At 70.8% G+C, this 13,427-nt stretch carries 9 protein-coding genes and 3 tRNA genes; 5 read left to right on the forward strand and 7 right to left on the reverse strand.

All coding sequences use genetic code 11. From position 1 onward, the window contains the following. Positions 1-49: 49 nt before the first annotated feature. On the forward strand, positions 50-1,144 hold the full coding sequence (locus ACZ6Y1_RS19200; RefSeq protein ID WP_469630616.1) for an RNA polymerase sigma factor: 1,095 nt from the start codon (positions 50-52) through the stop codon (positions 1,142-1,144). 84 nt (positions 1,145-1,228) lie between these two features. On the opposite strand, the gene ACZ6Y1_RS19205 is transcribed toward ACZ6Y1_RS19200, so the two are convergent. The 4 genes from ACZ6Y1_RS19205 to ACZ6Y1_RS19220 form a co-directional block, all read right to left on the reverse strand. Then, a complete protein-coding gene (locus tag ACZ6Y1_RS19205; RefSeq protein WP_469630619.1) occupies positions 1,229-3,151 on the reverse strand; it encodes an ABC transporter ATP-binding protein in 1,923 nt (640 codons plus the stop codon). Further along, positions 3,148-4,881 carry an ABC transporter ATP-binding protein gene (locus tag ACZ6Y1_RS19210; protein WP_469630622.1) on the reverse strand — a complete coding sequence of 578 codons (1,734 nt, stop codon included), beginning with the start codon at positions 4,879-4,881 and terminating at the stop codon, positions 3,148-3,150. Before ACZ6Y1_RS19210 ends, ACZ6Y1_RS19205 begins: the two co-directional genes overlap by 4 nt. A gap of 144 nt (positions 4,882-5,025) precedes the next feature. Beyond that, complete coding sequence (locus ACZ6Y1_RS19215) at positions 5,026-6,498, reverse strand: FGGY family carbohydrate kinase (protein ID WP_469630625.1); 1,473 nt, start codon at positions 6,496-6,498, stop codon at positions 5,026-5,028. A gap of 116 nt (positions 6,499-6,614) precedes the next feature. After that, the gene (locus tag ACZ6Y1_RS19220) at positions 6,615-6,917 is read right to left on the reverse strand and encodes a YtxH domain-containing protein (RefSeq protein ID WP_469630629.1); all 303 of its coding nucleotides are present in this window, start codon (positions 6,915-6,917) and stop codon (positions 6,615-6,617) included. A 145-nt stretch (positions 6,918-7,062) separates the two neighbouring features. Here ACZ6Y1_RS19220 and ACZ6Y1_RS19225 point away from each other — a divergent pair. The 3 genes from ACZ6Y1_RS19225 (at position 7,063) to ACZ6Y1_RS19235 (ending at position 7,475) form a co-directional block, all read left to right on the forward strand. Further along, a tRNA-Asn gene (locus ACZ6Y1_RS19225) sits at positions 7,063-7,135 on the forward strand. A 5-nt stretch (positions 7,136-7,140) separates the two neighbouring features. After that, positions 7,141-7,213 (forward strand) — tRNA-Asn (locus ACZ6Y1_RS19230). Between the two features lie 188 nt (positions 7,214-7,401). Further along, positions 7,402-7,475, forward strand: a tRNA-Ile gene (locus ACZ6Y1_RS19235). 466 nt (positions 7,476-7,941) lie between these two features. Here ACZ6Y1_RS19235 and ACZ6Y1_RS19240 read toward each other — a convergent pair. From ACZ6Y1_RS19240 to ACZ6Y1_RS19250, 3 genes are all read right to left on the reverse strand, one after another. Continuing rightward, the gene (locus ACZ6Y1_RS19240) at positions 7,942-8,238 is read right to left on the reverse strand and encodes a putative quinol monooxygenase (protein WP_469630632.1); all 297 of its coding nucleotides are present in this window, start codon (positions 8,236-8,238) and stop codon (positions 7,942-7,944) included. Between the two features lie 59 nt (positions 8,239-8,297). Next, positions 8,298-10,853, reverse strand: coding sequence for a GH32 C-terminal domain-containing protein (locus ACZ6Y1_RS19245; protein WP_469630635.1), 2,556 nt, complete (start codon positions 10,851-10,853; stop codon positions 8,298-8,300). Positions 10,854-11,076: 223 nt separating this feature from the next. After that, a complete protein-coding gene (locus ACZ6Y1_RS19250; RefSeq protein ID WP_469630638.1) occupies positions 11,077-12,048 on the reverse strand; it encodes a carbohydrate kinase family protein in 972 nt (323 codons plus the stop codon). A gap of 257 nt (positions 12,049-12,305) precedes the next feature. On the opposite strand from ACZ6Y1_RS19250, the gene ACZ6Y1_RS19255 reads away from it, so the two are divergent. After that, the gene (locus ACZ6Y1_RS19255) at positions 12,306-13,322 is read left to right on the forward strand and encodes a substrate-binding domain-containing protein (RefSeq protein WP_469630641.1); all 1,017 of its coding nucleotides are present in this window, start codon (positions 12,306-12,308) and stop codon (positions 13,320-13,322) included. Positions 13,323-13,427 lie beyond the last annotated feature (105 nt).

The following is a 13,427-nucleotide window of genomic DNA, read 5'->3' on the forward strand; positions in this document are numbered from 1 at the left end:
CACACTGAGGTGCGGTGCCCCCGTCCTCGGAGCCCTGGAGGTCGCCCCCGTGCAGACCCGGACCCTGACCGTGAACGAGAGCGAGTCCTCGGAGGTCGAAGCCGTGGACGAAGAGCGCGACGCCGAAGCCGAGGGCGAAGACCCCGGGCCCGAAGTGCTGGAGCTCATCGAGCAGCCGGTACCGGAGCAGCGCGGGCGCGCCAACGCCGAGGGCACGGGCGGAGGCGGATCGGGACCGTCCGCCGATCTCTTCCGCCAGTACCTGCGCGAGATAGGCAGGATCCCGCTGCTCACCGCCGCCGAGGAGGTCGACCTCGCACGGCGCGTCGAGGCCGGCCTCTTCGCCGAGGAGAAACTCGGCAGCACACCCGATCTGGACTCCCAGCTCGCCGTCGACCTCGACAAGCTCGTCGTCATGGGCCGGATGGCCAAACGCCGCCTCATCGAGTCCAACCTGCGGCTCGTCGTCTCCGTCGCGAAGCGGTACGTGGGCCGCGGGCTCACCATGCTCGACCTCGTGCAGGAGGGGAACCTCGGACTCATCCGGGCCGTCGAGAAGTTCGACTACGCCCGCGGGTACAAGTTCTCCACGTACGCCACCTGGTGGATCCGGCAGGCGATGTCCCGGGCCCTCGCCGACCAGGCCCGGACCATCCGCGTCCCCGTCCACGTCGTCGAACTCATCAACCGCGTCATCCGCGTACAGCGCCGCATGCTCCAGGAGCGGGGGTACGAGCCCACGGCCGAAGAGGTCGCCGTCCACCTGGAACTGACCCCGGAGCGGGTCATGGAGGTGCTCCGCCTCGCCCAGGAGCCGGTCTCCCTGCACGCGCCGGTCGGCGAGGAGGACGACGTCGCGCTCGGCGACCTCATCGAGGACGGCGACGCCGCCTCGCCCGTGGAATCCGCCGCGTTCTTCCTGCTCCGCGAGCACCTCGAAGCGGTCCTCTCCACGCTCGGCGAGCGGGAGCGCAAGGTGGTCCAGCTCCGCTACGGGCTGGACGACGGCCGCCCGCGCACCCTGGAGGAGATCGGCCGGATCTTCGGCGTGACCCGCGAACGGATCCGCCAGATCGAGTCCAAGACCCTCAACAAGCTGCGCGACCACGCCTTCGCCGACCAGCTCCGCGGCTACCTCGACTGAGACGGACGGACAGCGGAAACGGGAAGGGGCGCCCCCGAGGACGCCCCACCCCGCCCGGCCGCGCACACGGCCGGGGCCCGGTCATCAGTCGACCTCGGCCACCGCCTGCGCGAACTGCGCCGCGTACAGCCGTGCGTAGGCACCGCCCGAGGCCAGCAGCTCCTCGTGCGTGCCCTGTTCCACGATCGAGCCGCTCTCCATCACCAGGATGACGTCCGCGTCGCGGATCGTGGACAGCCGGTGCGCGATCACGAAGGACGTACGGCCGTGCGCGAGCCGCGCCATCGCCTTCTGGATCAGCACCTCGGTACGGGTGTCGACCGAGCTCGTCGCCTCGTCGAGCACCAGGATCACCGGGTCCGACAGGAACGCCCGGGCGATGGTGATCAGCTGCTTCTCGCCCGCGCTGACGCCCGCTCCCTCGTCGTCCAGCACGGTGTCGTAGCCGTCCGGCAGGGTGCGGATGAACCGGTCGGCGTGGGCGGCGCGCGCCGCCTCCTCGATCTCGGCCCGCGTCACCTCGCGCGAGGCCCCGTAGGCGATGTTCTCCGCGATGGTGCCGCCGAACAGCCAGGTGTCCTGGAGCACCATGCCGATGGAGCCGCGCAGTTCCTCGCGGGTCATCTTCGCGATGTCCACGCCGTCCAGGGCGATCTCGCCGCCCGTGACCTCGTAGAAGCGCATCAGCAGATTGACGAGCGTGGTCTTGCCCGCGCCCGTCGGGCCGACGATCGCGACCGTTTGACCCGGCTCGACCGTCAGCGACAGGTTCTCGATCAGCGGCTTGTCCGGCTCGTAGCGGAAGGCCACCTTGTCGAGGGTGACCTGCCCGCGCAGCTCCTCCGGCCGCTCCGGAACCTCGGCGTCCGGCTCCTGCTCCCGCGCGTCCAGCAGCTCGTAGACCCGCTCCGCCGAGGCGACGCCGGACTGCACCAGGTTCGCCATCGACGCGACCTGCGACAGCGGCATCGAGAACTGGCGCGAGTACTGGATGAAGGCCTGCACGTCGCCGATCGACAGGGTGCCCGAGGCCACCCGCAGACCGCCGACGACCGCGACCAGCACGTAGTTGATGTTCGATATGAAGAACATCACCGGCTGCATGAGACCGCTGACCAGCTGCGCCTTGAACGAGGCCCGGTACAGCGCCTCGTTCTGCTCGGCGAAGACCGCCGCGGACTCCTTCTGCCGGCCGAAGACCTTCACCAGCGTGTGCCCCGAGTACATCTCCTCGATGTGTGCGTTCAGCGCACCGGTCGTCTTCCACTGCGCCACGAACTGCGGCTGCGACTTCTTGCCGATCTTCGCCGCGACGACGACGGACACCGGCACGGTCACCAGCGCGACCAGCGCCAGCAGCGGCGAGATCCAGAACATCATCGCGAGCACGCCGACGATCGTCAGCAGCGAGTTCAGCAGCTGCCCCATCGTCTGCTGGAGCGTCTGCCCGATGTTGTCGATGTCGTTCGTGGCCCGGCTGAGCACCTCGCCGCGCTTCTGCTGGTCGAAGTACGACAGCGGCAGGCGCGACAGCTTCGCCTGGAGCTCCTCGCGCATCCGGTACACGGTGCCGTTCATGACGTGGTTCGACAGCCGCGTCGCCACCAGCATCAGCAGACCGGCCAGGGTGAAGACCACCAGCGCCCAGACCGCGACGACCCCGACGGCGCCGAAGTCGATGCCCTGACCCGGGGTGAAGTCGGTGCCGGACAGCATGTCCGCCATCCCGCCCTGGCCCCTGGCGCGCATCCCGTCCAGCGCCTGCTGCTTGGTGATGCCGGCCGGCAGCTGGCGGCCCACGATGCCCGCGAACACCAGGTCGGTGGCCTCACCGAGGATCTTCGGGCCGACCACCGCACAGCCGACGCTGCCGACGACCGCGGCGACCATGCCCCACAGCTTGACCCGGTCCTGGGCGAGCTGGCCCAGCAGCCGCTTGCCCGATCCCTTGAAGTCCAGGGACCGCTGGGCCGGTCCCATCATCATCCGTCCTCCGGGCCCGCTCATGCGGCCTCCGCCTCCGTCAGCTGGGAGAGCACGATCTCCCGGTAGGTCTCGTTGCCGGCCATCAGCTCGTGATGGCGCCCCTCGCCGACGACCTCGCCCTCGTCCAGCACGATGATCCGGTCGGCGTCACGGATCGTGGAGACGCGCTGGGCGACGATCACCACGGTTGCCTCCTCGGTCTCGCGGCCGAGCGCCGCGCGCAGCGCCGCGTCCGTCGCGTAGTCCAGGGCCGAGAACGAGTCGTCGAAGAGATAGATCTCCGGGCGCTGCACCAGGGTGCGGGCGATGGCCAGACGCTGGCGCTGGCCGCCGGAGACGTTGGTCCCGCCCTGGGTGATGGCGGCCTCCAGGCCGCCCTCCAGCTCGGACACGAACTCCTTGGCCTGGGCCACTTCCAGGGCCCGCCACAGCTCCTCGTCGGTCGCGTCCGGGCGCCCGTAGCGCAGGTTGGAGGCGACCGTTCCGGAGAACAGGTACGGCTTCTGCGGGACCATCCCGACCGTCCTGGCGAGCAGCTCCGGGTCGAGCCGGCGCACGTCCTCGCCGTCCACGAGCACCTCGCCGCCCGTCGCGTCGAACAGCCGCGGGACCAGGCCCAGCAGGGTGGACTTGCCGCTGCCGGTGGAGCCGATCACCGCGGTGGTCTCGCCGGGGCGGGCCACCAGGTTCACCCCGCGCAGCACGGGGGCCTCGGCGCCCGGGTAGCGGAAGTCGGCGCCGCGCAGCTCCAGGCGGCCGCGGGTGAGGACCTTGCGCACCGGGTCGACGGGCGGGGCCACGCTCGACTCGGTGTCCAGGACCTCCTGGACGCGCTCGGCGCACACCTCGGCGCGCGGCACCATCATGAACATGAAGGTGGCCATCATCACGGCCATCACGATCTGCATCAGGTAGGCGAGGAAGGCCGTCAGCTGGCCGATCTCCATGCCGCCGCTGTCGACGCGCATGGCACCGAACCAGATGACCGCGACGCTGGAGATGTTCACGACCAGGATCACGGTCGGGAACATGAGCGCCAGCAGCCGGCCGGCGGCCAGCGAGACCCCGGTGAGGTCCGCGTTGGCCTCCCGGAAGCGCTCCTTCTCGTAGTCGTCGCGGACGAAGGCGCGGATCACCCGGTTGCCGGTGATCTGCTCGCGCAGCACCCGGTTCACGGTGTCGAGCCGCTCCTGCATCGTGCGGAACAGCGGCCGCGTCCTGAAGACGATCGCACCGACCGACAGGCCGAGCACGGGGACCACGGCGAGCAGCACGCCCGACAGCTTCACGTCGAGCGAGAGCGCCATGAAGATGCCGCCGACGCACATGATCGGCGCCGAGACCATCAGCGTGAAGGTCATCAGTACCAGCATCTGGATCTGCTGGACGTCGTTCGTCGTACGGGTGATCAGCGACGGGGCGCCGAACTGGCCGAGCTCCCGTGCGGAGAAGCTCTGCACCCGGTCGAAGACGGACGCGCGGACGTCGCGGCCCACGGCGGCCGCGGTGCGGGCACCGTAGTAGACGGCCCCGGCGTTGCAGACGAGCTGGACGAGCGAGACGCCGAGCATCAGCGCGCCGAAGCGAAGGATGTAGCCGGTGTCCCCGTGGACGACACCGTTGTCGATGATGTCGGCGTTGAGTGTGGGCAGGTAGAGGCTCGCGCTGGTCTGCAGCAGTTGCAGCAGGACCAGCGCGGCGATCGGTTTCTTGTACGGACCCAGGTGGGTCCGCAGCAGTCGTATGAGCACGCGCAGGCTCCGGTCGGCATGATCGAGGGGTTCAACCCATCTTGGGCCAACCGGCCCCCCGATCCCCAACGGATTTCGCAAAGCCCGGTCAAAAGGCGTAGACCTCGCTGCGCCTTCCGTCCCGAGGCCGCGGAGCCCGCGGCCCTACGGCTGCGGTGCTCCGGAAGCCTGGAACGCGCCCGGGTGGATCTGCTCCCGCGTCGCGACGTACTGCTGACGGACGGCCTGCCACGCGGGGAACTCCTCGCCCGGCTCGAAGACCTGGGCCGGCGGGGCGGGCCAGACCGGCGGGGTGTGCGGGGCGAGCGTGCCCCGCGCCACACCGAGGGCCCACGCCGCCTGCCGTGCCGAGCCCAGCGCCGCGTAGTCGGCCGGGGCCGGTACGACGACCTGCGTCCCGAACAGCCCCGGGGCCGCGGCCTGTACGGCGGGCAGCTCCGCCGCGGCGCCGAGCAGGAACACCCGGCGGATCACGGCCCCGCGCGAACGCAGCACGTCCAGCGCGTCCACCAGCCCGCACAGCATGCCCTCGAAGGCGGCCCGCGCCAGGTGCTCCGGCTTCATGGAGTCCCGGCGCAGCCCGGACAGGGTCCCGGCGGTGTGCGGCAGGTTCGGCGTCCGCTCACCCTCCAGGTAGGGGAGCAGTACGAGTCCGTGCGCGCCCGGCGTCGACTTCAGGGCGAGCTCGCTCAGCCCCTCCAGGTCGGTGCCCAGCAGCTCGGCGGTGCCGCGCAGGGCCCGTACGGCGTTGGAGGTGTTCACCACGGGAAGGTGCATGCCGGTGGCGTCGGCCAGCGAGGTGATCAGCCCGCCGGGCTCCGACAGCGCCTCGTGGTGCACCGCCATCACCGAACCGGAGGCGCCGAGCGAGACCACGGCGTCGCCGGGGCCCAGTCCGAGCCCCATCGCGGCGGCCATCGTCTCGCCGGTGCCGGCCGAGATCAGCAGCCCCTCGGGCGTGGTCCCGGCGGCGTCGGCCGGGCCGAGCACCTCGGGCAGCAGCGCCCGGTGGCCGAGCGCGAGCTCGACCAGGTCGGGCCGCCAGGCTCCGGTGGCCGGGGACCAGTAGCCGGTGCCGGAGGCGCCGCCGCGGTCGGTGGTCCGCCGGGCGGGCCGGCCCAGCAACTGCCACACCAGCCAGTCGTGCGGGGACATCAGCACGGCCACCCGCCGGGCCGCCTCGGGCTCGTTGCGGGCCAGCCAGGCCAGCTTCGCGATGGGCTGCGCCGAGTGCGGGACGGAGCCCACCGCCTCGGCCCAGGCGGCCCGGCCCCCGAGGGAGTCGATGAGGTCGGCGGCCGCGACCTGGCCGCGCTTGTCGTTGCCGACCAGGGCGGGACGTACGAGGCCGCCCTGCGCGTCGAGCGGCAGCAGACCGTGCTGCTGGGCGGAGACGCCGATGGCCTGGACCCCTTCGAGGAGCCCGCCGCCGGCGGCCTCGCCGAGGGAGAGCAGCCAGGCCTGGGGGTCGGTCTCGTGGGGGTTGGCTCCGTCGGCCTCTCCCGCGGGCTGCGGATGGGGTGCGTAGCCCTGGCGCAGGACGGCACCGGTTTCGGTGTCACAGACGACGATGCGAGTGAAGGCTGAAGAGCTGTCCAGCCCGGCGACTATCCCCATGCGGAGAATTCTGCCGCACATACGACCGGTCCTGACCTCTCCGGAGTGCCCGGAAGTCCCGTGAGGTTCCCGGGGCCCCACGGGACCCGGGAACCGCACGGCTCGCCGCGGACGCCTCAGGTGTTGCTGGTGCCCCAGTCGTCCTCGAAGCCGCCGTACCGGCGGTCACGCAGCCCGCGCACCCGTCCGGCCAGGGAGGCCGGCACGGCGTCGCCGACCTTCTCGCTCACCGCGGTGAAGGCCTTCCCGGCGTACACGCGCCCGGTGTGGCCCGCGGTCTCGGCGGCATTGCGCACCGCCGGGTTCTGCGCGAGTTCCCGTGCGGACTTCTTCAACTGTTCGTAACGCTCGCGCCCCGCACGGGTTCCGAGTACGTAGCCGAGGGCCAGTCCGGCCACGAACGTCGCCTTGTAACGCATGCCTGCCACCCTTCGTCGTGTGGTGCCCGGCCTGCTGTCGATACCGATTGGCGGAGCACCCCCCTGCTTGCGCTAATCTATGACTCGCAACGGGCGCTCGCCCCCCGGCAAGGCCGGAGGTGGGCCGTTCGATGCACCGCAGCAATCCCCTGTAGCTCAATTGGCAGAGCAGCCGGCTGTTAACCGGCAGGTTACTGGTTCGAGTCCAGTCGGGGGAGCGCGATCCCCTGTAGCTCAATTGGCAGAGCATTCGGCTGTTAACCGGAGGGTTGCTGGTTCGAGTCCAGCCGGGGGAGCGAGCAAGAGAAGAAGAGGGCCCCCAGCGGGTCCTCTTCTTTTTTGCCCGGTCCTGGAACCGGGCAGCCCTCAGGACGGTCTCTCTGAACAGGCGAAGCCGATCATGCGAGGCATCCGAGGCAGGAGATCGTATGAGCGGCTATGCTGCGGCAGACGGCGCGCACAGATGTACGCGCCACGCCGTGAAGGGGCGGTAGCTCAGCCGGTTAGAGCAGCGGACTCATAATCCGTCGGCCGTGGGTTCGAGTCCCACCCGCCCCACCGCAAGCCGCAGGTGCAGAATCGTTCTCACCTGCGGCTTCGGCGTTTCTGGGGTCTGCTGTGCCATCAGGCGAGCCGAGCTCGAACCTTTGGCCGGGAACCACCGGGGAACGAGAATCCCCCGGTCGGACGCCTCACGCTGTCGGCGCGGCACGAGGGACGCCGCCTTCTCGGCCGCGTCGCGCCCGACACCACCCAGGAGGTGGGAGCACGGGTCTGTGGTGATCGTCACGGTGGAGTGCCCGAGGCGCTTCGATCGACCGGGCCCTCGTCGACCGTCTGCCCAAGGACCGGAGCAGGGCCCTGCGCATCCGCCTCGACCTCGACCGGGCCGCGCCCGGCCCGGCGGGAAACCGTCGCCGGTCTGCGGCGCCGGGTCGGCGGCTCAGCCGGTGGTGCCGCGGAGTCAACCGCTGGGGCGCCCGCACCAGCGGCCCGGAGTGCATGCGCGAGGTGCGCCGGCGGTTCACCGGCCGAGCGGGCTCAGGAAGGTGAGCACGGACTCCTTCTCTTCGATCAACGGCTGGAGTGCCGCGTTGAACGGCGGGCCGTAGGGGGCCGCCAGGTGGGCCCGGAAGGCGGCTTCGTCCGCGTACACCTCGAAGATCCAGTAGGCCAGGGGGTCGGATTCCTTGGTGTACACCTCGAACGCCAGGTTCCCGGTCTCGGCACGGACGTGGAAGGCATAGTCCTCGACCAGCTCGGCGACGCGTTCCTCGCTTCCGGGGCGCACGGTGAACTCGGCCAGCAGCGTCTTCCTCATGTCCTGTCTCCTGTCTCTCGCCGGCTGCGCCGGCATGGTCAACGGGCCGGCACAGGTGCTCAGTCGCGGTACGACCGCACCTGCCAGACCTGGGCGCTGTCCAGGCGGGCGGAGCCGCCTTCGGCGAAGAGCCGGACGCCGTCGCTGTCCGGGCTCGGGAAGATCTGGTCCGTGATCACGGCCTCCCCTTCGCCGCCGAACACCTCGACCGAGGACCGGTCGACCAGGATGCGGAGCTCGACCTCGCCGTTCCGGGCCGTCAGCGGGGCGCGCTGGATGCCGGGGAAGTCGCTGTGGAAGTCCACCGCACCCGACCGTGTCCGGTCGACGTACAGCTCCCCGGTCCGCGTGTCGTAGCCGACGACGGTCTCCTGGCCTTCGCCCGTGCGGACCTTGAAGCCGAAACGTGCGGCATCGCCGAGGGTGAACGTGGCCCGGATGTCGAGCGCCTCGCCGTCGGCCCGGCCCGCCGCCAGGGGCACGGAGCCGTCCGCGACTGCGACGCCACGCACGCTGACCGAGGGGCCGTGGAGCGACTCCACGCCGGCAACCGGCTGCTGCGTGAGCCGGAGCCGGCCGTCCACGGTACGCAGCGCCATCTCGCGCGGAATGCTCTGCGCGCTGCGCCAGGGGGAGGTCGGAACGGCGTTGCCGTACTGCCAGTTGTTCATCCAGCCGATCATGCGGCGCCTGCCGTCCGGGGCGTCCTCCCAGGAGACGGCCGCGTAGTAGTCCTTGCCGTGGTCGACCCAGGAAGCCCGCCGGACGCTCGGGATCGCCGGCTGGTCCGCCGCGACGAAGTGGTCGGCCATGACATGGCCCCAGCCGGCCCGGTTCATGTCGACGATCTGGATGGTGGCCTGCTTGCCCTGGTGAGCGCGCAGGTCGAAGGACGCCCAGTCCAGGCTGCCGCTGTCCGCGCCGGTCTCGCTCTGGACGACCTCGCCGTCGATGACGAGATTGACCGCCGTCTCGGTCGAACGGGGGCGCGCCGGGGTGTCGGACAGGATGACCTGGTCGAGCAGGATGTGCCCCCAGCCGCCGGTGTTCTCGTCGACGACCTCGATGTGCGCGGTCCGGCCGGCGAGGTCGCCGAGGTCCCAGGAGACCCAGTTGAGGGCCTCCGAGTCGGTGCCGGTGGCGCTGCGTACCGTCCTGCCGTCGACGACGAGGCGGACGGCGGTGGGCGCGTCGGATCCGGAGGGGTGATTGCCGCCGCCGACGAGGAGGCTGAGGTGCTTCGCGGTGACGGTGAACTCGGGCGAGGTGAGGGTGCCCGTGGCCGCGTCACCGCCCAGGAACGTGTTCACCAGACCACCGCCCTCGTGTCCGGACACCTCGTGCTGCCCGGGGAGCGTGCCCCGCGCCGGGCCGTCACCGAAGGCGGTACCCGTGGCCGTCCAGGAGCCGTACGTGTCCTGTTCGAAGTCGGAGAGGACCTGGCCCTCGGGCGCCGGGGAGTCGCCCATCACCGAGCCCGGGACGTGCGGATGACGGCCGCCGGCCACCTTGAAGTTGAGGTACGGGCTGCCGACGGTGAAGGGCGGTGAGGTGAGGGTGCCGGTCTCGACGTCGCCGCCGTGGAAACTGTCGACGAGTCCGCGACCCTCGACTCCGCTCGTGCCCGAGGTCCCGGGCGTGGGCGCGGGGGCGGGCGCGTCGCCGAAGGCGGTGCCGGTCGACTGCCAGGCGCCGTAGTCGGCCCCCTCGAAGTCCTGCACCACCACTCCGGGCGGCGGTGTGTAGGAGCCCTCGTCGTCGGGCGTGAACCGCTTGCCGTCGAAGTCGCCCACGAAGTACTGGGCGGCCGAACCGCCGGCGATGCCACCGGGGTTGAGGTTGACGACGAGTACCCACTTGACGCGCTTGGGGTCGCCGTCGACGGGCAGGGGGAACAGGTCCGGGCACTCCCAGACGCCGCCCACCGCGTTCTGCGGGCCGAAGTCGCTCAGATGCGTCCAGCTCTTCAGATCCTTGGAGGAGTAGAACCGTACCTTGTGCTCGGTGGACAGCGACACCGTCATCAGCCAGCTCCTGGTGGGGGCGTACCACTGGACCTTGGGATCGCGGAACTCCTTCGACCCGATGTCGAGCACCGGGTTCCCGGCGTACTTGGTCCAGGTGCGGCCGCGGTCGGTGCTGTACGCCAGGGACTGGGCCTGCTTGCCGCCGTCTTTGTGGTGGCTGGTGTAGACGGCCACCATCGCGGGGTTCTCCCTGGTCCCGAACCCCGCGGTGTTGTCGTGGTCGACGACCGCGCTTCCGGAGAAGACCATCTCCTCGTCGTCGTGCGGGATGGCGAGCGGCAGCTCCTGCCAGTGCACCAGATCCTTGCTGACGGCGTGGCCCCAGGACATGTCGCCCCAGGTGTTGCCGCTCGGGTTGTACTGGAAGAAGAGGTGGTACTCGCCCTTGAACCAGACCAGTCCGTTGGGGTCGTTCATCCAGTTCTTCGCCGGGCTGAAGTGGAACTGCGGTCGGTACGTCTCGGTGTACGGCCGGCTCTCCCGCGCCCCGGCCGGCGGGGCGACGGCGGTGACGGTGAGCGCGCAGGCCGCTGCCGCGGCGGCGACGAGGCGCAGTGGGACACGACGGCGTGCGGGGACTCGGCTCATGGTTTCTCCTGCACTGGGGGCGGCGGCGTCGTGTCCGCGTCCGCCGCGGTGGCACGACGCCGGGAATTCGCAGTGCCGGGCGGTGGGGGCGTCCCGGTAAACAGATGTCATCGTTGACATGTGACAGCGATGACATCTGCTGGGGAGTGATGATGCGCGGGCTCCGGGCGGCTAGTCAATGGCACGGGGCGAGTTCGCTCGGGCCACCGGTCCGGTCGCCCGTTCAGCCGGCGGTGCGTCCGATCGCGGGTTCAGGCAGGCGCAACCGGTCGGCCCACGGCGGGTTCGGCCCGACGACGCCGCAGGTCAGCGCCGCCACCCTGGAGGCGAAGGCGCAGGCGTCGAAGACGTCGTCGACTCGCAGATCCGGCAGGCGCCCCCCGAGGAGCCCCTTGGCGCCGAGGTGGTGCAGAAGTCCTGCGGTGAAGGAGTCGCCCGCGCCGACGGTGTCGACCACGTCGGCCGGAGGCGCCGGGACGGCGACCCGCTCGCCGTTCAGCGAGGCGACCGCGCCGTGCTCTCCGCGGGTGATCACGACGAGCGGGACCCCCGCCGCGTGCCAGGCGTCGCAGGCCCGTTCGATCGTGTACTCGGGCAGCAGCAGGTCCAGGTCGTCCTCGCTCAGCCGGAGGATGTCCGCGAGCGCGCACCAGCGCGCCAGGCGTTCGCGGTAGACCTCCGGCGCCACCAGCAGGGGCCGGACGTTCGGATCGAGGGAGATCGTGGCCGTGGCGGAGGCGCGGGCGAGGAAGTCCTCCACGACCGTGCCGCCGGGTTCGCGCACCAGGGCCAGGGAGCCCGAGTGCAGGCAGGACGTGGTGCTGAGGTCCGTCGCGGCGAGTTCGTCCGCCGTCCACTGCCAGTCCGCCGTGCCCTGGGCGTGGAAGGAGTACGTGGCCTGACCCTGGCCGTCGAGCTCGGCGACGGCCAGCGTGCTGGGCTCGGACGCGCGTACGGCGGCCGTGAGATCGACGCCCGAGGCCTCCAGATGGTCGCGGAACAGGCGGCCGAAGGCATCGTCGGACAGCCGCGCCAGGAAGCGGGCGGGCGTGCCCAGCCGGGCGAGCGCCACGGCCGTGTTCGCGGGACCGCCGCCCGGCAGGACTCGCAGGGAGAGTTCGCTCGGCGTGGGCGCGGGGACGGTGAAGGCGTCCGCGACGCATTCTCCGAGGACAGTGACCAGAGGCAGGAGCATGGCTCGTTCTCTCCAGGCGGGCAGCGCGAGAAGGCCGCGTTGCGGGGGGTCTTGGGGAATCTCACGAAAGAGCGCTGCTCTCGCTGTGAGGCGGTGCGGGGCGACGACGTTGCCGATGTGTGACGGCGACAAGGCATTGACGTTTCCGGGTGACGGAGTTCATCATCCTCCGCAAGCAGTGTCAACGATGACATGAGTCAACGATGACATCGCCCCCCGCGTGTTCCGTTCCGCCCTCGTCCAGCAGGAGATCAGTCATGCCCCGCAGAAACCGCGCCACCCGTGCGCCCCTCGCGTTCACCGTTCTCGCCGGCGTCTCGGCGCTGACCCTGACGGCCTGCGGCTCCGGAGCGCACGGAGGGGCCGGCGGCGGTGGCGGCACCAAGGTCGGGCTGATCACCAAGACGGACACGAACCCGTTCTTCGTGAAGATGAGGGAGGGCGCCGAGCGGGCCGCGAAGGACAACGACGTCGAACTCATCAGCGCGGCGGGCAAGTTCGACGGCGACAACGCGGGTCAGGTCACCGCGATCGAGAACATGGTCAACTCCGGTGTGAAGGGCATCCTCATCACGCCCAACGACTCCAAGGCGATCGTCCCCGCCCTGGCGAAGGCCCGCGCCAAGGGCGTCCTGGTCATCGCGCTCGACAGCCCGACCGATCCGCAGGACGCCACCGACGCCCTCTTCGCCACCGACAACGTCAAGGCGGGGGAGCTGATCGGCCGGTACGCCAAGGCCGCCATGGCCGACAAGGACGCGAAGATCGCCACCCTGGACCTCGCGCCCGGCGTCGCGGTGGGTGTGCAGCGCCACCAGGGCTTCCTGAAGGGCTTCGGGGTCGCGGAGGGCGACCCGTCGGTCGTGTGCATGCAGGACACCGGCGGCGACCAGGCCAAGGGCCAGACAGCGATGGAGAACTGCCTCCAGAAGGCTCCGGACGTCAACGTCGTCTACACGATCAACGAGCCGGCCGCGCTGGGCGCCTACACCGCGCTGAAGGCGAAGGGCCTGGAGAAGAAGGTGCTGGTCGTTTCCGTCGACGGCGGATGCACCGGCACGAAGGCCGTCAAGGAGGGCAAGATCGCCGCGACCTCTCAGCAGTACCCGCTCCAGATGGCGTCCCAGGGCGTCAAGGCGGTCGCCGACTTCGCCAAGAGCGGCAAGAAGGCCTCCGGCTACACCGACACCGGCGTCACGCTCATCACCGACGCGGCCAAGCCGGGTGTGGACGCCGAGGACACCGCGTACGGCCTGGAGAAGTGCTGGGGCTGAGCCCCCCGCCGTCAGGGCGCGCCGCGGAAGCCCACCCCTGACCGGCCGCTTCCCCGGCCGAACGCTCCGGGGCCGACCTTCTCGTCCCCGGGGCCGGACCGCCCC

It is taken from the genome of Streptomyces sp. NPDC053432 (assembly GCF_055585365.1).

Coding starts and splice junctions, on each gene's coding strand:
- ACZ6Y1_RS19205 (WP_469630619.1), bottom strand. CDS start 3,151: ATGAGCGGGCCCGGAGGACGGATGATGATGGGACCGGCCCAGCGGTCC.
- ACZ6Y1_RS19215 (WP_469630625.1), bottom strand. CDS start 6,498: ATGGGGATAGTCGCCGGGCTGGACAGCTCTTCAGCCTTCACTCGCATC.
- ACZ6Y1_RS19220 (WP_469630629.1), bottom strand. CDS start 6,917: ATGCGTTACAAGGCGACGTTCGTGGCCGGACTGGCCCTCGGCTACGTA.
- ACZ6Y1_RS19240 (WP_469630632.1), bottom strand. CDS start 8,238: ATGAGGAAGACGCTGCTGGCCGAGTTCACCGTGCGCCCCGGAAGCGAG.
- ACZ6Y1_RS19245 (WP_469630635.1), bottom strand. CDS start 10,853: ATGAGCCGAGTCCCCGCACGCCGTCGTGTCCCACTGCGCCTCGTCGCC.
- ACZ6Y1_RS19250 (WP_469630638.1), bottom strand. CDS start 12,048: ATGCTCCTGCCTCTGGTCACTGTCCTCGGAGAATGCGTCGCGGACGCC.
- ACZ6Y1_RS19255 (WP_469630641.1), top strand. CDS start 12,306: ATGCCCCGCAGAAACCGCGCCACCCGTGCGCCCCTCGCGTTCACCGTT.